Annotated in this window: 20 protein-coding genes, 3 tRNA genes and 1 pseudogene; 7 read left to right on the forward strand and 17 right to left on the reverse strand. The window is 74.4% G+C overall.

Going from position 1 to position 21778, the window contains the following annotated elements; all coding sequences use genetic code 11:
- Positions 1-8: 8 nt before the first annotated feature.
- From BFV98_RS12665 to BFV98_RS12680, 4 genes are all read right to left on the reverse strand, one after another.
- Positions 9-800, reverse strand: a complete 792-nt coding sequence (locus BFV98_RS12665) for a putative protein N(5)-glutamine methyltransferase (RefSeq protein ID WP_013284540.1) — start codon at positions 798-800, stop codon at positions 9-11.
- A 172-nt stretch (positions 801-972) separates the two neighbouring features.
- On the reverse strand, positions 973-2091 hold the full coding sequence (locus BFV98_RS12670) for a cystathionine gamma-lyase (protein WP_071096402.1): 1119 nt from the start codon (positions 2089-2091) through the stop codon (positions 973-975).
- A gap of 11 nt (positions 2092-2102) precedes the next feature.
- Complete coding sequence (locus BFV98_RS12675) at positions 2103-3110, reverse strand: NAD(P)H-dependent glycerol-3-phosphate dehydrogenase (protein ID WP_013284538.1); 1008 nt, start codon at positions 3108-3110, stop codon at positions 2103-2105.
- A complete protein-coding gene (locus BFV98_RS12680) occupies positions 3107-3832 on the reverse strand; it encodes a 1-acyl-sn-glycerol-3-phosphate acyltransferase (protein WP_013284537.1) in 726 nt (241 codons plus the stop codon). Before BFV98_RS12680 ends, BFV98_RS12675 begins: the two co-directional genes overlap by 4 nt.
- Positions 3833-3927: 95 nt before the next feature.
- Between BFV98_RS12680 and cofC the strand changes: the two are divergent.
- The 4 genes and pseudogenes from cofC to BFV98_RS12695 all read left to right on the forward strand — a co-directional run.
- Positions 3928-4551, forward strand: a pseudogene (gene cofC, locus BFV98_RS32655) (2-phospho-L-lactate guanylyltransferase); the annotation flags it as partial.
- A gap of 24 nt (positions 4552-4575) precedes the next feature.
- Positions 4576-4773: a cold-shock protein gene (locus BFV98_RS32660; RefSeq protein WP_043330566.1), complete on the forward strand. Its 198-nt coding sequence runs from the start codon at positions 4576-4578 to the stop codon at positions 4771-4773.
- Positions 4774-4827: 54 nt separating this feature from the next.
- Positions 4828-7134: an RNA degradosome polyphosphate kinase gene (locus tag BFV98_RS12690; protein ID WP_030270023.1), complete on the forward strand. Its 2307-nt coding sequence runs from the start codon at positions 4828-4830 to the stop codon at positions 7132-7134.
- 7 nt (positions 7135-7141) lie between these two features.
- Positions 7142-8059: an NUDIX hydrolase gene (locus BFV98_RS12695; RefSeq protein ID WP_071096404.1), complete on the forward strand. Its 918-nt coding sequence runs from the start codon at positions 7142-7144 to the stop codon at positions 8057-8059.
- A gap of 42 nt (positions 8060-8101) precedes the next feature.
- Here the strand turns inward: BFV98_RS12695 and BFV98_RS12700 are convergent, their stop codons facing one another.
- The 4 genes from BFV98_RS12700 to leuC all read right to left on the reverse strand — a co-directional run bounded on the left by BFV98_RS12700 (position 8102) and on the right by leuC (position 13078).
- Positions 8102-10129 (reverse strand): endonuclease/exonuclease/phosphatase family protein, encoded by a 2028-nt coding sequence (locus BFV98_RS12700; RefSeq protein WP_071096406.1) that lies wholly within the window; start codon positions 10127-10129, stop codon positions 8102-8104.
- Between the two features lie 134 nt (positions 10130-10263).
- The gene (locus BFV98_RS12705) at positions 10264-10875 is read right to left on the reverse strand and encodes an HU family DNA-binding protein (protein ID WP_013284532.1); all 612 of its coding nucleotides are present in this window, start codon (positions 10873-10875) and stop codon (positions 10264-10266) included.
- Between the two features lie 159 nt (positions 10876-11034).
- Positions 11035-11622 carry a 3-isopropylmalate dehydratase small subunit gene (gene leuD / locus BFV98_RS12710; protein ID WP_013284531.1) on the reverse strand — a complete coding sequence of 196 codons (588 nt, stop codon included), beginning with the start codon at positions 11620-11622 and terminating at the stop codon, positions 11035-11037.
- A 13-nt stretch (positions 11623-11635) separates the two neighbouring features.
- Positions 11636-13078: a 3-isopropylmalate dehydratase large subunit gene (leuC, locus tag BFV98_RS12715; protein WP_013284530.1), complete on the reverse strand. Its 1443-nt coding sequence runs from the start codon at positions 13076-13078 to the stop codon at positions 11636-11638.
- Positions 13079-13127: 49 nt separating this feature from the next.
- On the opposite strand from leuC, the gene BFV98_RS12720 reads away from it, so the two are divergent.
- Positions 13128-13814: an IclR family transcriptional regulator gene (locus tag BFV98_RS12720; protein WP_013284529.1), complete on the forward strand. Its 687-nt coding sequence runs from the start codon at positions 13128-13130 to the stop codon at positions 13812-13814.
- Between the two features lie 209 nt (positions 13815-14023).
- Here the strand turns inward: BFV98_RS12720 and BFV98_RS12725 are convergent.
- From BFV98_RS12725 to BFV98_RS12740, 4 genes are all read right to left on the reverse strand, one after another.
- Positions 14024-14096, reverse strand: a tRNA-Glu gene (locus BFV98_RS12725).
- Positions 14097-14246: 150 nt separating this feature from the next.
- Positions 14247-14319, reverse strand: a tRNA-Glu gene (locus BFV98_RS12730).
- A gap of 76 nt (positions 14320-14395) precedes the next feature.
- Positions 14396-14467: transfer RNA gene (locus BFV98_RS12735), tRNA-Gln, on the reverse strand.
- Positions 14468-14574: 107 nt separating this feature from the next.
- On the reverse strand, positions 14575-15378 hold the full coding sequence (locus tag BFV98_RS12740; protein WP_013284528.1) for a fumarylacetoacetate hydrolase family protein: 804 nt from the start codon (positions 15376-15378) through the stop codon (positions 14575-14577).
- Between the two features lie 216 nt (positions 15379-15594).
- On the opposite strand from BFV98_RS12740, the gene BFV98_RS12745 reads away from it, so the two are divergent.
- Entirely contained in the window at positions 15595-17181 is a 1587-nt protein-coding gene (locus tag BFV98_RS12745) for a hypothetical protein (RefSeq protein WP_071096408.1), read from the forward strand.
- A 34-nt stretch (positions 17182-17215) separates the two neighbouring features.
- The gene (locus tag BFV98_RS12750) at positions 17216-18100 is read left to right on the forward strand and encodes a 3-methyladenine DNA glycosylase (protein ID WP_071096410.1); all 885 of its coding nucleotides are present in this window, start codon (positions 17216-17218) and stop codon (positions 18098-18100) included.
- Positions 18101-18124: 24 nt separating this feature from the next.
- On the opposite strand, the gene BFV98_RS12755 is transcribed toward BFV98_RS12750, so the two are convergent.
- From BFV98_RS12755 to BFV98_RS12775, 5 genes are all read right to left on the reverse strand, one after another.
- Positions 18125-19264 (reverse strand): cellulose binding domain-containing protein, encoded by a 1140-nt coding sequence (locus BFV98_RS12755; protein WP_071096412.1) that lies wholly within the window; start codon positions 19262-19264, stop codon positions 18125-18127.
- Between the two features lie 87 nt (positions 19265-19351).
- A complete protein-coding gene (locus tag BFV98_RS12760; protein WP_013284524.1) occupies positions 19352-19924 on the reverse strand; it encodes a GNAT family N-acetyltransferase in 573 nt (190 codons plus the stop codon).
- Between the two features lie 49 nt (positions 19925-19973).
- Complete coding sequence (gene arfB / locus BFV98_RS12765) at positions 19974-20399, reverse strand: alternative ribosome rescue aminoacyl-tRNA hydrolase ArfB (RefSeq protein ID WP_013284523.1); 426 nt, start codon at positions 20397-20399, stop codon at positions 19974-19976.
- A 9-nt stretch (positions 20400-20408) separates the two neighbouring features.
- Complete coding sequence (locus BFV98_RS12770) at positions 20409-20705, reverse strand: hypothetical protein (protein ID WP_013284522.1); 297 nt, start codon at positions 20703-20705, stop codon at positions 20409-20411.
- A 174-nt stretch (positions 20706-20879) separates the two neighbouring features.
- A complete protein-coding gene (locus tag BFV98_RS12775) occupies positions 20880-21740 on the reverse strand; it encodes a S1C family serine protease (protein ID WP_013284521.1) in 861 nt (286 codons plus the stop codon).
- Positions 21741-21778: the final 38 nt, after the last annotated feature.

Below are 21778 nucleotides of genomic sequence, written 5' to 3' on the forward strand. Positions count from 1 at the left end.
CGCCGCGGTCAGCCGGGGCGGCGGGCGGTGACCGCTGTGGCCTCCCGCTCCTCGTCGCGGACCACCGTCGGCTCCAGCCCGACGGCGGTGAACGCGGCGCACAGCTCCGGGGCCTGCGCGACGCTCGACTCGACCACGACGTGCCCGCCCGGGGCGAGCCACTCGGCCGCGCCGGAGGCGACCCGGCGCAGCACGGCCAGACCGTCAGTGCCGCCGTCCAGTGCCACCGGCGCCTCGTACAGGCGCGCCTCGGCCGGCAGCGAGGCCACCGCGGCGGTCGGCACGTACGGCGCGTTGGCCACCACCAGGTCCAGCGTTCCGCGGCGGCCGGCCGGCAGCGCGTCGAACAGGTCGCCCTGGTAGACCGGAACGCCGAGCGGTTCGAGGTTGCGCCGCGCGCAGGCCACCGCCACCGGGTCGATGTCGGCGGCGGCCAGCCAGCGGGGCGTCAGCCGTTCGTGCAGCACCACGGCGGCGGCGCCGGAGCCGCAGCACAGGTCGAGCACCACCGGTGCCGGCCCGGCCAGCGCCGCCGCCGCGTCGACCAGCAGGGCGGTACGACCGCGCGGCACGAAGACGCCCGGGTGGACGGCGATCCGCCTCCCGCAGAACTCGGCCCAGCCGAGCAGGTGTTCCAGCGGCAGGCCGGCGACGCGACGGTCGACGAGCCGGGTCAGCGACTGCGCGGAGTCGGCGGCGGCGATCAGCAGTTCCGCCTCGTCCTCGGCGAAGACGCAACCGGCGGCGCGCAGCCGCCGGACGAGGGCCTGACGGTCGGGAGTGAACACGGTGGATGCCATGGCAAGCCTTTCGGGAAGCGCTCGTCGGCGCCCCCGGCGTCGCCTCAGCCCCGAAGCGACGCGGACTCGGAGGGAGCGCCGGTCCTCTGCTGGTGGATCGGACTCACCTCCTCGGGTCGGGGCCGCACGGGCCGTGGCTGCCCGTCACCTTAGCCCAGTGGCCGTCACGCCGTCAGCCCGCCGCGTCGAGCGCCGCCGTCACGTCGGCGAGCAGGTCGTCGGTGTCCTCGATGCCGCAGGAGAACCGCACGAAGCCCGGCGTCGTGTCGTCGCCCCACTGAGCGCGCCGGTCGGCCGTGGTGTGCAGCCCGCCGAACGAGGTGGCGGCGGCCACCAGCCGGGAGGCGCCGAGGAACCGGGCCACCCGGCGCTCGTCGCCCAGGTCGAACGAGAGCACGCCCGGTACGCGCCGCATCTGGACCGACGCGACCGGGTACGCCGGGTCGTCCGGCCGGCCGGGCCAGCGCACACCGGTGACGTCCGGGCGTGCCGCGAGCAGGTCGGCCAGCGCCCGCGCGTTCGCGGTCTGCCGGGCCAGCCGCAGGTCGAGCGTGGCCAGCGAGCGGTGAGCGAGCCAGCAGTCGAACGCGCCCGGCACCCCGCCGGTGGCGTTGCGCCAGGCGGTCGCCGCGTCGCGCAGCCCGGCGTCCCGGGTGGCCAGGTAGCCCAGCAGCAGGTCCGAGTGGCCGGTCAGCGCCTTGGTGCCCGAGGCGACCACCACGTCCGCGCCGAGGTCCAGCGGGCGCTGTCCGAGCGGCGTGGCGGTGGTGTTGTCCACCGCCACCAGCGCACCGGCGGCGCGTGCGGCGGCGGCCACCGCCGCGACGTCGGCGACGTCCAGGCCGGGGTTCGCCGGGGTCTCCAGCAGCACCAGCCGTACGCCGTCGAACGACGGGTACGGCCCGGCCGTCGGCACGAGCACCACACGTACGCCGAGCTGTTCCAGCGTGTCCGAGGCGAACGAGCGCACCGAGAAGTAGCCGTCGGCGGGCAGCAGCACCGTGTCGCCGGGGCGCAGCACTGTCAGCAGCAGCCCGGTGATGGCGGCCTGGCCGCTGGCGAAGACCCGGCAGTCGCCGCCCTCCAGCTCGCCGATCGCCGTCTCCAGCAGCCGCCGGGTGGGGTTGTCGGGCCGCCCGTACCCGTCCACCGCCGCCGACGGGCCGCGCTCGGGGTCCAGGTGGTACGGCGCGGCGAAGACCGGGCCGGGCAGGAACGGCTGGCCGGGTGCCGCGTCCGGCAGGCCGGCGTGCACGCTGCGCGTGCCGTCGCCCCAGTCCTCGTTCGTCATCCCGGCTCCGCTCACTCGTACGACTCGGGCTTGGCGGTACGGCTCATCAGCGCGTCCACCGCCAGGCGCGGATCCATCCCCTCGTGGCAGATCCGCTCGATCTGCTCGGTGATCGGCATCTCGACGCCGTGCGCCCGGGCCAGGTCGCGGATGGCCAGGCAGCTCTTGACGCCCTCGGCGGTCTGCCGGGTGGCCGCCTGGGCCTGCTCCAGCGTCTCCCCCCGGCCCAGGTGCTCGCCGAAGGTGCGGTTGCGGGCCATCGGCGACGAGCAGGAGGCGACCAGGTCACCCATGCCGGCCAGCCCGGCGAACGTGATCGGGTCGGCGCCGAGCGCCACGCCCAGCCGGGCGGTCTCGGCCAGGCCGCGGGTCATCAGCATGGCCCGGGTGTTGTCGCCGAAGCCCATCGCGGTGGCGATGCCGTACGCCAGCGCGATCACGTTCTTCACCGCGCCGCCCAGCTCGCAGCCGATCACGTCGTCGTTCGTGTACGGGCGGAAGTACGGCGTCCGGATGGACGCCTGCACCAGCGCGGTCCGGCGGCTGTCGGTGCCGGCGACCACAGTGGCGGCCGGCTGCTCGGCGGCGATCTCCGGGGCCAGGTTGGGCCCGGAGACGACCACCACCCGGTCGGCGGGCACCCCGGCGGTCTCGGTGATCACCTGGCTCATCCGCTTGGTGGTGCCCAGCTCGATGCCCTTCATCAGCGACACGAGCGTGGCGTCCGGCGCCAGGTACGGCGTCCAGTCGGCGAGGTTGCCGCGCAGCGTCTGCGAGGGCACCGAGAGCACCACCACCTCGGCCCCCTCGATCGCCTCGGCGGCGTCGCCGGTGGCGGTCACCCGCTCGGGCAGGCGGATCCCCGGCAGGTACTCCGGGTTGTGCCGCCCGGTCCGGATCGCCTCGGCCACGGCGGCCCGGCGGGCCAGGACCGTCACGTCCCGCCCGGCGTCGGCGAGGATCTTGGCGAACGCGGTCCCCCAGGAACCGGCGCCCAGCACGGCGACATGCCCGCTCATTCGGTGACCTCCCGGGTGCCGGTGCGGGCGGGCCGCTGCCAGAGCGGCGGTGGTGTGCCGCCGCGGATCTCCGCGACCAGATCCCGGATGCGCAGCATGATGGTGTCCGTCATCTCCTCCAGGATCGGCCGGGTCGGCGTGGCGCCGGCCCAGCGGCTCAGGTCCACCGGCGGCCCGGCGATCACCGTCACCGGGGTACGCGGGCGCAGCCCGAACCGGGCCGTACGCGGGTCGAACATCCGCTCCGGGCCGACCATGGCGATCGGGACCACCGGGGCGCCGGTGGCGAGCGCCAGACGGGCCGCGCCGGTCTTGCCCTTCATCGGCCACAGGTCCGGCTCCCGGGTGGTGGTGCCCTCCGGGTAGATCACCACGGCGCCGCCCTCGGCCAGCGCGGCGACGAGCTTGTCGAGCGACTTGACCGCCTCGACGGTGCCCCGCTCGACCGGGATCTGCTGGCAGCGGTGCAGGATCCAGCCGACCACCGGTACCCGGAACACGCTGGCCTTGCCGAGGAAGCGCGGCCAGCGCCCGGCGTCGTAGATGTAGTGCGCGACCACGAGCGGGTCGGCGTGCGAGATGTGGTTCGGCACGAGGATGACGCCGCCGTCGCGGCGCAGGTGCTCCATGCCCCGCCAGGTGCGCCGGGTCCAGACCGTCATCAGCGGCTTCACCAGCACCACGGCGAGTCTTCGCCAGAACCCCAGCCTCCGCCGTGCCACAGTGCCTCCTCGATCCGCCCACGCGCCCCGGCACAGAATCATGCCTGTTCGCCCCCGCTGCGGCCAGTGCGGGTACCGGCGCTCCCGCTGGCAGGATGGTCGGCGTGTCTGAGGCCCGCTGGACCGTGGTGATGCCGGTGAAGCGCCTGGGGGCGGCGAAGAGCCGTCTGCGGGGCGCGCTGCCCGGCGTACCCCATGAGGAGCTGGCACTGGCCCTGGCGGCCGACACGCTGCGCGCGGTGCAGGCGTGCCCGGCGGTGGCCGGGGTGCTCGTGGTCACCGACGACCCGCGGGTGGCCGCGGCGGCCGGCGCGGCGGGCGCCCGCGTCGCCGCCGACCCCGGCGGCGGCCTGAACGCGGCGTTCCGGCACGGCGCGGCGGTCGCCGGGTCGCGCTCCGCCGTGGCCGGCCTGACCGCCGACCTGCCCGCGCTGCGACCGGCCGACCTGGCCGCCGCGCTGCGGGCCACCCAGGGGGTACGCGGGTTCGTGGCTGATGCCCCGGGCGGAGGCACAGTGCTGCTCGCCGCGCCGGCCGGTGCGCCGCTAGCGCCGCAGTTCGGGCCCGGCTCGGCCGCGGCCCACGCGGCGAGCGGGGCGCTGCCGCTCGCCGGGGAGTGGCCCAGCCTGCGCCGGGACGTGGACACCCCGGCGGACCTGGCCGACGCCGCCGGGCTGGGCGTGGGCCCGCGCACCGCCGTGCTGCTGGCCCGGGTCGCCGGAGCGGTCCGGTACGGTGCTGGCATGCAGGGGACGGTGGCCACCTACGACGCGTCGACCCGCAGCGGCGTGCTGCTGCTCGACGACGGCACCGAGCTGGCGTTCCCGGCCCGCGCGTTCGACGCCTCCGGGTTACGGCTGCTCCGATTGGGGCAGCGTGTCCGGATCGAGCGGGACGCCGACGGCGAGGTGGTCCGGGTGACCTTGCCGACGATGGCGTGAACAACCTGGCCCGAGTTCATTTTCCGTTCACCCTTATCGGGGAATCATGAGGTGGTGAGCACCCCTCGCGAGCACCCCGACGGCCCGCCGCCGATCCTCGACCCCGGCACGCCCCGCAACGGCCGCCCCACCCGCGGCCCGGACGGGCGGTTCCGCCAGACCCGGCCCCCGGAGGAGCGCCTCGGCGCCGACCCGGACGCGGCCGGCGCGACCGGCCTGGACGAGCCGCTCGACCCGGTGGAGGGCCCCGGCCCGGCCGGCGAGACCGCCGCGGACGCCGGTCCGCCGACCGCGCCGCCGCTGCCGGAGGACCGCTTCCTCAACCGGGAGCTGTCGTGGCTCGACTTCAACGCCCGGGTGCTGGCGCTCGCCGAGGATCCGCGCACCCCGCTGCTGGAACGGGCGAAGTTCCTGGCCATCTTCGCCAGCAACCTGGACGAGTTCTACATGGTCCGGGTCGCCGGGTTGAAGCGGCGGCTCTCCGCCGGCCTGCCGGTACGCGGCGGCGACCGGCTGCCGCTGCGCACCCAGCTCGACCTGATCACCGAGAAGGCCGCCGGCCTGGTCGCCCGGCACGCCACCTGCCTGGTCGACGACGTGCTGCCGAAGCTCGCCGCCGAGGACATCCGCATCCTGCGCTGGAGCGACCTGGACGACGCCGAGCGGGAGCGGCTGCGCACCTGGTTCCGGGAGCACATCTTCCCGGTGCTCACCCCGCTGGCGGTCGACCCGGCGCACCCGTTCCCGTACATCTCGGGCCGGTCGCTGAACCTGGCCGTGTCGGTGCGCGACCCGGACGGCGGCTCGGAGCTGTTCGCCCGGGTCAAGGTGCCGAACAACGTGCCCCGGTTCGTCCGGGTGCACCGCGACCAGCAGGGCGTGCGGTTCCTGCCGGTCGAGGACCTCATCTCGGTGCACCTCGGCCAGCTGTTCTCCGGCATGCAGGTGGTCGAGTGCCACCTGTTCCGGGTGACCCGCAACGCCGAGGTGGAGGTGGACGAGGACCGCGACGAGGACCTGCTCCAGGCGCTGGAACGGGAGCTGGCCCGGCGCCGGTTCGGCCCGCCGGTACGCCTGGAGGTCGCCGCGTCCATCTCCGACCACATGCTGGAGCTGCTGGTCCGCGAGCTGGACATGGACGGCCACGACGTGCTGCGGGTCCGCGGCCTGCTCGACCTGTCCGCGCTGTGGCAGGTGTACGGCGAGGCCGACCGGCCCGACCTGAAGGACCCGTCGTTCGTGCCGGCCACCCATCCGCGGCTGGCCGAGGGCGAGGTGCCGCGCAGCGTCTTCGCCACGCTGCGCGACGGCGACGTGCTGGTGCACCACCCGTACCACTCGTTCGCGACGAGCGTGCAGCGCTTCGTCGAGCAGGCCGCGGCCGACCCGAACGTGCTCGCCATCAAGCAGACGCTCTACCGCACCAGCGGCGACTCCCCGATCGTGGACGCGCTGGTCGACGCGGCCGCCGCCGGCAAGCAGGTGGTGGTGCTGGTCGAGCTGAAGGCGCGCTTCGACGAGGTGGCGAACATCGGCTGGGCGCGCACGCTGGAACGGGCCGGCTGCCATGTGGTCTACGGCCTGGTGGGGCTCAAGACGCACTGCAAGACCGCGCTGGTGGTACGCCAGGAGGGCAACCAGATCCGGCGCTACTGCCACATCGGCACCGGCAACTACCACCCGAAGACCGCCCGGCTCTACGAGGACTTCGGCATGCTCACCGCCGACCCGGAGATCGGCGCGGACCTGACCGACCTGTTCAACGTGCTCACCGGCTACAGCCGGCAGACCGCGTTCCGGCGGCTGCTGGTGGCGCCGCAGGGCATCCGCAGCGGCCTGATCGAACGCATCGACCGGGAGATCGAGCACGTCCGGCTGGGCATGCCGGGGCTCGTGCAGTTCAAGGTGAACTCCCTGGTGGACGAGGAGATCACCGACGCGCTCTACCGGGCGTCGCGGGCCGGCGTGCACGTGGACCTGCTGATCCGGGGCATGTGCACGCTGCGGCCGGGCGTGCCGGGGCTGTCGGAGAACATCCGGGTCCGCTCGATCCTCGGCCGGTTCCTGGAACACTCCCGGATCTTCCGGTTCGGCAACAACGGCGACGCCGAGTTCTGGATGGGCTCGGCCGACCTGATGCACCGCAACCTGGACCGCCGGGTCGAGGCGCTGGTGCAGGTGAGCGATCCGGTGGCCCGGGCCGAACTGGACCACGTCCTCACCGCCGCGTTCGATCCCGACGTGGACGCGTTCGAGCTGGCCGCGGACGGCACCTGGCACCGGCGTACCGGGGACGGCGACGTGCGGCTGACCCACCTCCAGGATCTGTTGCTGCGCCGGGTCGGCGGCCGGGCGGACTGACCGGGCCGTGGCGCGTGCCGGGCGGGCATACGGTGAGCGGGTGAGCGACGACGAACCGGTACGGATCCGGGCCGCGGGCGGCGTGGTGTGGCGCCCGGGTCCGGCCGGCGTCGAGGTCTGCCTCGTGCACCGCCCCCGGTACGGCGACTGGTCGCTGCCGAAGGGCAAGCTGGACCGCGGCGAGCACCCGCTCGTGGCGGCCGTCCGCGAGGTGGCCGAGGAGTCCGACGTACGCGCCGTGCCGCAGGTACGCCTGCCCACCGTCCGCTACCGCAGCGAGGGTCTCGCCAAGGCGGTCGACTACTGGTCCATGCGGGCGGCCGGCACCGGCGGTTTCCAGCCCGGCACCGAGGTCGACGACGTGGCCTGGTTCCCGGTCGACGACGCGGTACGCCGGGTCAGCTACCCGCACGACGCCGAGGTGATCGCCGCGTTCGCGGCGCTGCCGCCGGTCACCGCCACGGTGCTGCTGGTCCGGCACGCGCACGCCGGCAAGCGCGGCACCTGGACCGGCCCGGACCACGGCCGCCCACTCGACGAACAGGGGTGGGCGCAGGCACGGGCGCTGGTCCCGCTCGTCGCGCTGGTCCGCCCGGCCCGCCTGTTCTCCGCCTCGGCCCGGCGCTGCGTGCAGACGCTGGACCCGGCGGCGGCCCGGCTGGACCTGCCGATCGAGGTCTGCGGCGACTTCGACGAACCGGCGCCGGGCCAGCAGGTCGAGGAGTGCGCGCTCGCCGCCGCGGCCCGGCTGACCGCGCTGGCGCAGGCCGCCGGGACGGTGGTGGTGTGCAGCCAGGGCAAGGTGATCCCGGGCGCGCTGGAACGGCTCACCGGCCGGGTGGACGAGGACTTCACCACCGACAAGGGCGGCGGCTGGCTGCTGCCGTTCGCCGGTGACCGGCTGGTCCTTCCCGACCGGTTGTGAGGCGGGCCGCGGCCGCGCGGCGGGTACCGGTTGTGCGGCGGCTCAGGGCAGCGTGACGGTGAGCGTCACCGGGAGGTGGTCGCTGGCCTCGGTGCGCGGCGCGCGTACCTCGGTGGCGGTCAGGCCCGGCGACACGAAGACGTGGTCGATCTGGGTGCGCGGATCGTCGGCCGGGCTGGTCCGCAGCGGCCGGGCCGCGGCCAGCGCGTCCACCAGCCCGGAGCGGGTGAACTCGGCGAACGCCGGGTCGTCCGGCTCGGTGTTCAGGTCGCCACCGAGCACCAGTGGACGGCCGTTCGCGTACCGGCCGGCGAACGCGGCCACCTCGCCCGCCTGCTCGACCGGATCCCGGCCGGGCGGCGGTTGCAGGTGCGTGGCCACCACCGCCAGTTCCCGGCCGCCGAGGTCGAGCGTGACGCCGAGGGCCTGCGCCCCGGTCGGCGCGCCGTGTGCGGTCAGCCGCCGGGTCTGCCCGGAACGCATCGGGAAACGGCTCAGCACCGCGTCGCCCCAGACCGGGTCGGCGGCGGGCGCGAAGACGTACGGCATCCCCAGCCGCCCGGCCACCAACGCCAGCGTGTCGTGGCCGCCGTTGAGCCACCAGCCCCGGTCGACCTCGCTGAGCAGCACCACGTCCGCGCCGCGCAGCTCCCGGGCCACCGCGTCCACGTCCAGCCGCCCGTCCAGGCCGAATCCCATCCGGATGTTGTACGCGGCCACGCGTACCGCCGCCGGTGTCGTGGTGGCCCGGGCCTGCGCGGGCGGCACGTGCAGCGCGGCGGCGAGCCCGGCCAGCGCGGTGAGCCCGGCCAGGGCCGCGACCCGGACCGTTGCGGGCAGCGCCGGGCCGGCTGATGCCGCACCGGACGGCGTCGGCCCGGGGCGGAGAGGTGCCGTAGCCGCCACCAGAGCCACCAGGACGGCCGTGGCGACCGGAGCCCAGCCGTTGGGGTACCCCAGGTCGTAGGCGGCGTAGTAGGCCACCGTAGCCACCGCGAACACCAGCATGCCGAGCACCGCCGCCCGCCCGCGCCGCGCCCCCGCCCGCCCGCCGTCGGCGCCTCGTTCATCCGTGGCGGCGGCCCGGGGTTCTGCGGCGCCTCGGCCGTCGGCAACCGCGGGCCCGTCGTCGGTCGTGTCGGTGAGGGCCAGGCAGCCGCCGAGACCGGCGGCGGTGAGCAGGTACGCCGGGACGAGCAGCCCGATCACGAACAGCACCGACCCGGCGAGCAGCGCGAGCGGCCACAGCACCCGCGCCACGCGCGCCGGTGCCCGGAACAACGCCGCCGCGAGGAACAGCAGCACCGCGAGCGCACCCGGCAGGGCACCGTTTCCGGGGCGGACGAGGCCGGGGAAGTCGGGCGATCCGGTGCCGGCGGCGGCGCTCCAGAGTGCCGGGGCGAGCGCCACCTGACCGGCCAGCAGCAGCGCCGGCCCGCACAGCAACCAGGCTCGGCGGCCCGGGGTAGGCACGCGCCGCCCGGCGTGGCCGTCCGCCGCATCCGCCGCCGGGGCGGCCGTCCGCGCCGCGTCGCCGCGTACCGGAGCGGCGGCCCGCTCCCGCCGTACCGCCGCCGAGGCGGCCAGGAACGCCAGCACCAGCAGGGCGCTCAGGCTCCAGGCGAGCACGCCGCCGCGCCACACCAGATCCTCGGTGCCGAGCAGGGCGTGCCCGACCGCGTTCCCGGCCAGGCCGAGCGCCAGCCCGGCGACCGGGCGGGGCACGGACGCGGCGACGGCGGCGAGCCAGACCAGGCCGGCGAACAGTCCGGCGCAGGCCAGCCAGAGCTGGGCCGGGCCGCCGGGTTGCGCGGTGAGCGCCAGCCGGGCCACCGCCAGCACACCCGCCGCGGCGAGTCCGACCGGGGCGGCGCCGACGCGGCGTACGAGCGTGGGCGCGGCGAGCGCGAGCAGGAACCAGCCAAGCGCGAACGCGCCGAGCAACTCGGCGGGCGTCTCGGCGGCCCGGCCGAACAGGGTGATGACCGACGGGAGCCAGACCCGGAGCACGTCCAGCAGGACCGCGAAACCGAGGGCGAGCGTGAGGGTGGAGAGGTGACGGTGCCGCACGGGCGCCTCTTCTCGGGACCGACGGGGGTTTTCGGCACGGCGATTCTGCGGGGCGCGACGGCGGGCGGTCAACGCGTACCCATGCGAAAGGGCGCCCACCGCGAACGGTGGACGCCCTTTCGTGGGCCGTCCGGTCAGCGCCGGGTGGCGGCCTTCTTGGCCGGCGCCTTCTTCGCGGGCGCCTTCTTCGCCGCCGTGGTCTTCTTCGCCGCGGTGGACTTCGCCGCGGTCGTCTTCTTGGCGGTGGTGGTCTTCTTCGCCGCGGTGGACTTCGCCGCGGTCGTCTTCTTCGCCGCCGTGGTCTTGGTCGCGGCGGCCTTCTTCGCCGGCGCGGCCTTCTTGGTCGCGGTGGTCTTGGTGGCCTTGGTGGCCTTCGCCGCCGTGGTCTTCTTGGCGGCGGCGGTGGTCCGGCCTCCGGTGGCCTTGGCGGCACCGGTGGTCTTCTTCGCGGCGGCGGTGTCCTTGGGCACCTTGCCGCTGGCCACCATCTCCTTGAAGCCCGCGCCCGCCCGGAACGTCGGGACGGAGGTCTTCTTGACCTTCACCGCCTCGCCGGTCCGCGGATTGCGCGCTGTTCGGGCTCCCCGGACGCGCTTCTCGAACGCTCCGAAACCGGTGATCGCCACCTTCTCGCCCTTGGTGACCGCCGCCTGGACCTCAGCGAGAACCGCGTCGAGCGCGGCCGTCGCCGTCTTCCGGTCCCCCAGGCGAACGGCGAGCGCCTCGATGAGCTCGGCCTTGTTCACGACTTCCTCCCGATTGTGCAACTGACTCGACGCGAGCCATTCTGCGCGCACGGTATGCCCTGTGCTGCCTGGACACAAACATTCGGTGGAAAAAAGCCCTTGTGTCGCAACGGATTCGCCCCCACCGGATGCACCGGTGGGGGCGAATAGCGCTGGAGATCAGGCGATCGAGGGCAGGAACGCCGGCCGGGCGGCCTCGTACGCGCTGATCTCGGCCTCGTGCCGGAGGGTGAGTCCAATGTCGTCCAAGCCCTCCATCAGCCGCCAACGGCTGTGGTCGTCCAGCGGGAACGCCCAGGTGGCGTCACCGGCGTGGACCTGACGGGCGGCGAGGTCGACAGTGATCGGCGTGGTCGGCTCGGATTCCACGAGATCCCACAGTTCTTCCACGGCTTTCAATTCCAGCTCGACCGGAAGGAGACCTTCCTTGAGCGCGTTGCCGCGGAAGATGTCGCCGAAGCGAGGCGAGATGACGGCCCGGAAGCCCCAGTCCCGCAGCGCCCAGACGGCGTGCTCCCGGGAGGATCCGGTGCCGAACTCGGGGCCGGCGATCAGAATCGACGCACCCGAATGGGCGGGATCGTTGAGGACGAATGACGGGTCCTCCCGCCACGCGTTGAACAGACCGTCGGCGAATCCGGTCCGGGTCACCCGCTTGAGGTACACGGCGGGGATGATCTGGTCAGTGTCCACGTTGGATCGGCGCAGCGGCACGGCCGTGCCGGTGTGGGTGGTGAACTTGTCCATGTCGGCTGCCCTTCTACAGGTCGGCGGGGGCGGCCAGCCGGCCGACCACGGCGGTGGCGGCGGCGACCGGCGGGGACACCAGGTGGGTACGCCCGCCCCGGCCCTGGCGGCCCTCGAAGTTGCGGTTGGAGGTCGAGGCGGAGCGCTCGCCCGGCTTCAGCGTGTCCGGGTTCATGCCCAGGCACATGGAGCAGCCGGCGAAGCGCCACTCGGCGCCGGCGTCGGTGAAGACCTTGTCCAGCCCTTCGATCTCGGCCGCCTCGCGGACCGCGGCGGAGCCGGGGACCACGAGCATGCGTACGCCGTCGGCGACCCGATGCCCGCGCAGCACCTCGGCGGCGGCCCGCAGGTCCTCCAGGCGGCCGTTGGTGCAGGAGCCGACGAACACCACGTCCACTGCGAGGTCGCGCATCGGGGTGCCCGGGGTGAGGTCCATGTACTCCAGCGCGCGGCGGGCGGCGACCCGCTCCGGCTCGGTGACGAAGTCCTCCGGGTCCGGCACGGTCGCGCCCAGCGGCACGCCCTGCCCGGGGTTGGTGCCCCAGGTGACGAACGGCGTGATCCGGCTCGCGTCGAGCGTGACCTCGGTGTCGAAGGTCGCGCCCTCGTCGGTGGGCAGCGTCCGCCAGTACTCCAGCGCCGCGTCCCAGTCGTCGCCCTGGGGCGCGTTCGGCCGCCCCTTCAGGTACGCGAACGTGGTCTCGTCCGGCGCGATCATGCCGGCCTTGGCGCCCCACTCGATGGACATGTTCGCGATCGTCATCCGGCCCTCCATCGAGAGGTCGCGGATCGCCTCGCCCCGGTACTCGACGATGTGACCGCGCCCGCCGCCGGTGCCGACCTGCGCGATGAGCGCGAGCACCAGGTCCTTGGCGGTGACGCCGGGCGCCAGCTCGCCGACGACGTTCACGGCCATGGTCTTCGGGCGGGCCTGCGGCAGCGTCTGCGTGGCCAGCACGTGTTCGACCTCACTGGTGCCGATGCCGAACGCCAGCGCCCCGAACGCGCCGTGGGTGGCGGTGTGCGAGTCGCCGCACACGATCGTCATGCCGGGCTGGGTGAGGCCGAGCTGCGGGCCGATGACGTGCACGATGCCCTGGTTCTCGTCGCCCAGCGGGTGCAGGCGGACACCGAACTCGGCGCAGTTGCGGCGCAGCGTCTCGATCTGGGTGCGGGAGGTGGGGTCCGCGATCGTGAGCAGGTCGCCGCGCCGGGAACGGAACGCCGGGTCGTCGTACCCGGTCGGGGTGTTGTGGTCCTCGGTCGCGATCGTCAGGTCGGTACGGCGGACCCCGCGCCCGGCCAGACGCAGCCCGTCGAACGCTTGCGGGCTGGTCACCTCGTGCAGCAGGTGCAGGTCGATGAAGAGCAGGTCCGGCTCGCCGGCGGCGGAGCGGACCACGTGTGCGTCCCAGACCTTCTCGGCCAGGGTCCTCGGTTGAGTGACTCCCACCATCTGGACATCCTAAATTCTGGGAGGTAAATTTCGGCTTGTGGGACACAGTATGAGCGGTGTCGGCGTTCTCGACAAGGCGGTGGTCATCCTGGCCGCCTGTGTCGACGGCGCCAGCCTGGCCGAACTCGTTGAACGCACCAAGCTGCCCCGGGCCACCGCGCACCGGCTGGCACAGGCGCTGGAGATCCACCGGATGCTCGTCCGGGACACCCAGGGGCGCTGGCGCCCGGGTCCACGCCTGGGCGAGCTGGCCAACGCGGCCCCGGACGTGCTCCTGACCGCCGCCGAGCCGCTGCTCGCCGCGCTACGGGACGCCACCGGTGAAAGCGCCCAGCTCTACCTGCGCCGCGCCGACGAGCGGATCTGTGTGGCCGCCGCCGAGCGCGCCAGCGGCCTGCGGGACACCGTGCCGGTCGGCTCGGTGCTGCCGATGACCGCCGGCTCGGCGGCGCAGATCCTGCTCGCCTGGGAGCCACCGGAGGCGGTCATGCCGCTGCTCCCCCGCTCCAAGTTCACCGGCCGCACGCTGGCCGAGGTGCGGCGACGCGGCTGGGCGCAGAGCGTCGCCGAGCGGGAGGCGGGTGTGGCGAGCGTCTCGGCGCCGATCCGGGACCGCACCGGGCGGGTGATCGCCGCGATCAGCATCTCCGGCCCGATCGAGCGCCTCGGCCGCCGCCCCGGCGAACGCCACGCCATGGCCGTCGTCCGAGCCGGCCAGCGCCTCTCCGGCCTCTGACCCCCCGCCCTCCACCCTCCCACCCCCCTCACCCTCTCGCCCCCAGCCCTCCTCGCGTTGATCATGAAGTTGGCGGCATTTTTGATCTCCCTGACTGCCGTTAACTTCATGATCAACGCGGCAGGGCCGGGGGGGGTGGGGGGCAGGGAAGGGTGGGCGGGGATGCGGAACGGCCCGCCTCGCGTTGCGAGACGGGCCGTTCGTGGATGTAGCCCCGACCGGATTCGAACCGGCGCTACCGCCTTGAGAGGGCGGCGTCCTGGGCCGCTAGACGACGGGGCCAGGCACTTTTCCTGCTTCACCACCCTGCCGGGCGGTGTGGCTGTAGTCTAGCGGCATCCCGTCCGGCACCACCGCCGGGGGTCACCCCCTGCACGCGTGGGCCGGACAGCAGAAAGCCCGCCCCGGAAACGGGACGGGCTGTCGGTGCTGTAGCCCCGACCGGATTCGAACCGGCGCTACCGCCTTGAGAGGGCGGCGTCCTGGGCCGCTAGACGACGGGGCCAGAACCTTCATTGCACTCCGCCAGCGTGAGCTGCCGGAATCCAGCGTCCGAGGGTTCTCGCGAACCCTCGGTTGCGCTGGGGTACCAGGACTCGAACCTAGACTAACTGAACCAGAATCAGTCGGGCTGCCAATTACCCCATACCCCATTGGCCCCTTGCGGCGCCGGGAATGAACTTTACCCTCCCGGTGCCGACAGGCCAAATCCAACCCCTCGAAACCCACCTGACCAGCGGAAACGAGGCATCGGAGCGAATCAGGCGACGGGGACCACCGGGTTGCTCAGCTCCCCGATCCCCTGGATCCGCACGGTGACCGTATCCCCCTCGGTGAGCGGACTAACCCCCGCCGGCGTGCCGGTCAGCACCACGTCGCCGGGCAGCAGCGTCATCACGTGCGAGATGTACGACACCAGGCCCGGCACGTCGAAGACCATGTCCTTGGTCCGGCCGAGCTGGCGCACCTCCATCTCCTCCGGGTTGCGGCCCACCTCACACCGGATCTCCAGGTCGCTGACGTCGAGCCCGGTGGTGATCCACGGCCCGATCGGGCAGAACGAGTCGAAGCCCTTGGCGCGGGTCCACTGCCCGTCGGAGCGCTGGAGGTCCCGCGCGGTGACGTCGTTGGCGCAGGTGTAGCCGAAGATGGCCCGCTCGGCGGCGGCCCGGTCGGCCCGGCGGGCGCCCGGGGCGCCGATCACCACGGCGAGTTCCGCCTCGTGCTCGACCTGCTTGGAGAAGATCGGCAGCCGGATGGCGTCGCGCGGGCCGATCACCGAGGTGGACGGCTTGAGGAAGAGCAGCGGCTCCTTCGGCACCTCGCTGCCGTGCTCGGCGGCGTGCTCGGCGTAGTTACGGCCGACACACACCACCTTGCTGGGCAGGATCGGCGACAGCAGCCGGACGTCGGAGAGCGCCCAGCGGGCGCCGGAGAACTGGATCTGCCCGAACGGGTGGCCCTCGATCTCGGCGATGGTCAGGCCCTGCGGCCCGGCCTCCGGCTCGCCCTCGACGACCCCGAACGACATTCCCTTGGCATGAGCGAAACGAGCGATACGCACCCGGCCAATCTATCCCCGCCCGCGGGCCGCCCGGCGGACACCGGCAGGCGGCACGCCCCGGCCGCCGAGCGCCCCACCCTCGCGGGCCGGCAGCGGCACCGGACCGCCAGGAGCCGGACAGGGTACGCGCGATCGCGCCGGACAGGGCGGGAATGGCGGCTTCGTACCCGCCCGGCGGGCCCCGGACCATAGCTTCGGGTCCGGAGGTTCGTTGGTATGCCTGCATCGAGACGACACCACAGGGCCCTGGCAGTGTTCGTGAACTGCCTCGGCGTCATCGCCGCCGTACCGGCGCTGTCCCCGGCGACGCCCCGCGCGGCCGCCGCCCCCGCCCATCCGGCCCCACCACCGGCTGTCATCCCCGGTGCCGCGGCCACCCCGATCCCGACCGGCGTGCCGGCGGTGCCCCCGGCGGTGCCGACCACCGGACCGGCACCGGTCCGCCCGTCGATGCCCCCGGTCAGCGTGGCGGTGGGCGCGGCGGGCACCCCGGCGCCGGGTTACCGGATCGAGGTCCGCAACGCCGGCACGGCACCCGTCGACACCATGGTCCGGCAGGAGCTGCCGAACGGGTCGCGGGCCACCACGGTGACCGGCGGTGGGCGGACCAGCCGTCCGGCCGGGATGAGCGCCGGTGAGGTGACCTGGCGGCTGCGGCTGCCTGCGAAGAGCACCACCACGCTGCACACCGCGCTGTCGGTCCCCGGTCCGGGCCGCTCGGTGACGGCACCCACCTGCGTCTACGGCTCGGACGGCACGCGCCCGTTCGACTGCGCCACGGCGACCTGGGTGGGCGCCGCGACGGCCCCGGCGGCGCAGGTCACCGCCGCCCCGGCCTGGCGACGGCCGCCGGTGCTGCTCGCCGCGTTCACGGCGCTGCTGGTGGTCACCGCCGGTGTCGTGTGGTGGGCGGTGTGGCGCCGCCGCCGGCGCACCGCGGCGGGAAGCGCCGCACCCGGCGGCATGGCCCGCGGCGGGACGGGCGCCCCCGGAGGCGGCGCGACGCCCACCGGTACGCCCGCGGGCGGCACCATGCACACCGGCGCCCCCGGAAGCGGTATGCCCGGCGGAGCCGGACCGGGCCAGGGCGGACCGGGCCACGGCACGCCGGTACAAGGCGGACCGGGCCAAGGCGGACCGGGCCAAGGCGGACCGGGCCAAGGCGGACCGGGCCAAGGCGGGCCGGTCCCAGGCGCGACCGGTGGGCCGGCCGAGCGCGGCACGGTCTACCCGCGTACGGCCGTGCCGTCGCCCGCGAGCCGCCGCCGAAGGCCGCCGGTCTGGCTCGTGGTCGGCGTGGCGGCGGCCGTGCTGGCCGGTGTGGTGGGCGCGGCGGCCTGGTCGGCCACGCAGCGGGTGGCCGCGATGGACACCACGAAGCAGCCGACGAGCGGCGCGTGGGTGGGCAGCAGCGTCACCGGCGCGCTGGGCCAGCCGCTGCGCGAGACCGCGTTCGAGTTCACCGTCTACCGGCTGAGCTGCGGCGCCGACGTCCTGCCACCGGCGCCCGGCGGCGGCCGGCCGTGCCTGGCCACGGTCGGGGTGCGCAACCTCACGACCGAGGACCAGACCTGGCACGGGCAGTTGCAGCGGGCGTACCTGCCCAGCGGCAACTGGGTGGCAGCCGACGAGGACGCGACCCGGGTGGCGAACCTCGGCCGGGACGTCTTCTCCCAGCCGGTGGCCGCCGGGCGGCGGGTGCTGCTGCCGCTGGTGTTCACCATGCGCGGCGACGAGCCGCCGAAACGGCTGGAGCTGCGCAGCGGCGTCTTCTCGGCGGGCGTGCGGGTGGACGTGGCGTGATCCGGGCACGGGCGGCGGTCGTACCCTGGGGTGTGTGACCGCCGCCCTCGCCCCCGCGCTCGACCTGGCCGACTGGCAGGCGCGCCGGCACGCCCACGAGGCGCGGGTGGACGCCTGGCTGACGCCGCACCTGGAACGCCGCCGCACCGGGGTGAAGCACCCGGTGGAGGACTTCCTGTTCACCTACTACTCGCACCGCCCGGCGCAGTTGCGCCGCTGGCACCCGGGCGCGGGCGTGGTGCTGCGCGACGCCGACCCGGCCGGTTTCGGCCCGGACTACACGGCGGGCGCCGCCGGGCTCACCCTCGACACCGATCGGGTACGCGAGCGGCGCGCCGAGTCGATCACCTGGATCCGTACGCTGCTCGCCGCCACCGCCGGACGCCCCGCGCAGTTCGGGTGCTTCGGCATGCACGAGTGGGCGATGGTCTACCGGCAGACCCAGGAGCAGGTACGGCACAACGCCTGGCCGCTGCGGCTGAGCCCGGCGGCGACGGCGGCTGTGGTCGAGGAGCGCGGCGTGCGGTGCAGCCACTTCGACGCGTTCCGGTTCTTCACCGCTCCGGCCCGGCCGCTGAACGTGCTCCAGCCGACCCGGGAGGGTCAGCACGCGCTGGAGCAGCCGGGCTGCCTGCACGCCAACATGGATCTCTACAAGTGGGCGTACAAGCTGTCGCCGCTGGTGCCGTCCGAGCTGGTGGCGGACTGCTTCGCGCTGGCCCGGGAGATCCGGGCGCTGGACATGCGGGCCAGCCCGTACGACCTGGCCGACCTGGGCTACCCGCCGGTGCGGGTGGAGACGCCGGAGGGCCGGGCCGAGTACGCCACCGCCCAGCGCGGGTTCGCCGAGCGGGCCGCCGGGTTGCGCGCCCGGCTGCTGGCCGCGCTGGACCGGGCCGCGCCGGCCGACCACCGCTGAGCGCGGGGCCGGCCGGCGCGGGGATCAGTTCGCGGCGCAGGTCACTGCCGGTGCCGGGCTCGGGACGGCACCGTCGGCCAGGAAACCGAACGTGGTCTGGGCGGCAGGGGCCAGGGCGCCGTTCCAGCTCGCGTTCCGGGCGGTCACTGTGGTTCCGCTCTGTGTCACGTCCGCGCTCCACGCCTGGCTGATCCGCTGGCCGGCGGAGAGCGGGAAGCGCACGGTCCAGCCGGCGATCGGCGCGGCGCCGCCGTTGCGGACCGTCACCTCCCCCTGGAAGCCGCCCGGCCACTGACCGGCGACCCGCCAGGTGGCGGTGCAGCCGCCGGCCGTGGGCGTCGGGCTGGCCGTGGGCGACGGGCTGGTCGTGGGCGTCGGGCTGACGGTGGGCGACGGCGTGGGGCTGACGGTCGGGGACGTGGTCGGGCCGGGCGTGGTGCGGCCCAGCGCGGCGACCAGCGCCGGGTACCACCTGTCGGACATCTTCTGGTCGCCTGCGGCGTTCGGGTGCACGCCGTCGTACGTGTCGGTGGCGGTGCTGAACCCGGTCCACTGGTCGACCACCACGATCGGCGACGCGGCTGTGGTCTTCCCGGCCGCCCAGCCGTCGATCAGCGAGTTGAGCGCCACCGTCCGCTGGCCGCACTCGGGACAGCTCGCCGGGTTCATCGGGATGATCTTCGCGACCAGCACGGTCATGGCCGGGTTGGCGGCCCGCATCTGGTCCACCAGCTTCGAGTACGCGGCCAGGATCGTGGCGGGCGCGATGTTGCTCCACACGTCGTTGGTGCCGAAGTGCATGAGCACGACGTCCGGGCGGGTGGCGGACAGCCAGCCGGGCAGCAGGTTCTGGTTGGCCACGTTCGTCGCGAGGTAGCCGCCGTGCCCCTCGTTGTCGCCGTCGTACGGCACACCGCAGCCCTGCGGCCCGAGCGTGCCGACGAAGTCGACGTCGGTGTGGCCGGTGGACTGGAGGCGGTTCCAGAGCAGCGCCCGCCAGCAGCCGGGCGACCCGGTGATGGAGTCGCCGAGCGGCATGACGCGGACCGGGGTGGCCGCCGCGGCGGCCGGGGGTGTGGTGGCGGTGAGGGCGAGGCCGAGGGCGAGGACCGGTAGCAGCGCGGCGAGCGCGGTCAGCGCGGCGCGCAGGGGGTTACGGGACATGCGGAAGGGACTCCTGTCACTGTGACGTGGTGGTCGGTGACGGCCCTGAAGCTCCCGTACGCATTGAAGCGCTTCGACGCCTCCGACTCAACCCTCCGGGTGCCCCCGATGCCGGTTCCACTCCGGGGCGAGGATCGACATGACAGTGGCGTCCACCCAGTCGTCGCCGTCGCGCAGCACCTGCCGCAGCGTCCCCTCGGCGACGAAGCCCACCTTCTCGTAGGCGCGCCGGGCACGCGGGTTGAACGCGAACACCTCCAGGCCGATGCGGTGCAGGCCGAGTTGCTCGAAGCCGTACCCGACGATCAGCCGGACCGCCTCGGTGCCGAGGCCGCGGTCGCGGCCGCCGGGGCCGATCAGCGTGCGGAAGTTGCAGCTCGCGTTGGCCCGGTCCCACTCGTTGAGGACCACCTCGCCGACGCAGGTGCCGCTCGCCCGGTCCACCACCGCGAGGTCGAGCCGGTCGTCCTGGCTGTTGCGGGTGCCGTACCAGGCCCGCAGGCGGGACGGCTCGAACGCCTCGCCGGCCGGGCTGCCGGTCAGCCGGGCCACCTCCGGGTCGGCCAGGATCTCGGCGAGCGCCGGCAGGTCGTCGTCGTGGAACGGGCGCAGCACCACCCGCTCGCCGGTGAGCGTGGGCTTGACGGAGAAGTCGATCACGTGGCGGAATTCTCCGGGCGGCGCGCTCGGCGGCTCAACAGGTTTTCGGTCAGTCGCCGTCCACCCGGCGGTCGCGTTTGCGCTGCGACTGACGCTTCTTCTCGGCCAGGCGACGCTCCTTGGCGCCACGGGAGGGGCGGGTCGGCCGGCGCGTCTTCGGCGGCGGGGCGACGGCCTCGCGCAGCAGCGCGGCCATCCGCTCGCGGGCCGCCTCCCGGTTGGCCAGCTGGGCGCGGTGCTCGCTGGCGGTGACCGTCAGCACGCCACCGACCAGGCGGCCGGCGAGCCGGGCCAGCGCCCGTTCCCGCAGCGTCTCCGGCACGCTCGGCGAGCCGCCCAGGTCGAAGCTCAGCTCCACCCGGGAGTCGGTGGTGTTGACTCCCTGCCCGCCGGGCCCGGACGAGCGGGAGAACCGTTCCCGCAGCTCGGCGGCGGGCACCGTGAGCCGATCGGTGACCCGCAGTCCGTCGTCCACTCCCCGAGGCTAGCGCCCGGCGCGGTGACTCGGGGTGGGGGTGGCGCTCGGCGTGGGACCGGCCCGTTCCTCGCCGCCGCCGGACGCCGCGTACGCGGCCGCGCCGACGAGCAGCAGGGCGATCACCGCGAGCTTGACGACGACGCCCCGGATCGCGAGCCAGGCGTTGCGCCGGGCGCCGGGGACGCTGGTCCGGATGGTCTGGTAGTCGGTCCAGCCGCGTTTCGCACGCGCGTAGGACGCGCCGACACCGGCGCCGATGATCAGGCCCACCACGAGGAGGGCCGCAATGACAGCTTGCTCCACCTCCGCCAGTATTCATACTCAGCGTAATATTTCTATGGCCCAATGATCCCACGCCGGATATCCGACACTTCGCACCGATCTTGCGACGCTTGTGCAGGTCAGCGCCGGGAGGGGCGGCAGGGCAACCCCGCGCGGGCGCCAGGCCGGGCCCGCGCGGGTGGCCGCGCAGACGACTCAGCCGCCCCGGCCGATGATGGTGTCGGCGGTCTGCTGGACCTGGTCGATCGGGATGGCGAAGCCGATACCGATGGAGCCGTTGCCGTCGATGGTGGCGATCGCCGTGTTCACGCCGACCACCTCACCGCGCGCGTTCACCAGCGGGCCACCGGAGTTGCCCGGGTTGATCGAGGCGTCGGTCTGCACCGCCGTGTGCCGGCCGTTGCCGATCCGTACCTGCCGGTTGAGCGCGCTGACGATGCCGGCGGTGACCGTCCCGGCGAGCCCGAGCGGCGACCCGACCGCGAGCACCGGCTCCCCCACTCTCGTCGAGTTCGCCTTTGCCAGCGGCAACGGCGGCAACCCGGCCGACGCGGGCACCTTCAGCACGGCCAGGTCGCTGGCCGGTTCCCGGCCCACCACCTCGGCCGGGAAGCGCCGTCCGTCCGACGTCTCCACAGTCACCGCGCCGGCACCGCCCCGGGCCAGGATGTGGTCGTTGGTGACGATGTGCTGCTCGTTGTCGATGGCGAACCCGGAGCCGGACGCGGACGCGCCGGAGCGGCCCCCGACCATCACCGACACCACCCCGGGCACCGTCTTGCCGGCGGCGGTGATCAGCTCCGCCGGCACCGGCGCGGCGGACGCCGCTGCCGGTCCCGGCGCGCCCCGGTCGGCCGCCCAGGTGCCGGCCGCCGCGCCGGAGACGGTGGAGAGCGCCACCACCGCCGCCACGCTCAGCAGCCGGTGGCGCACGCTACGCCGCCCGGCCTCCGGCCCGCCCCCGGGTACGTCCCGGTAGCCGCGCCCGTCCGGGTCCAGCTCCGGCGAGACGAACCACGGTCCGCGTGGCTCGCCGAGTCCGGTCTGCACTGCCATGCCTGGCTCCTCACATGTCGTGCGGTAGTGGTGTGCGG

This window comes from Micromonospora sp. WMMB235, assembly GCF_001855515.1.
Classification (GTDB): domain Bacteria; phylum Actinomycetota; class Actinomycetes; order Mycobacteriales; family Micromonosporaceae; genus Micromonospora; species Micromonospora aurantiaca.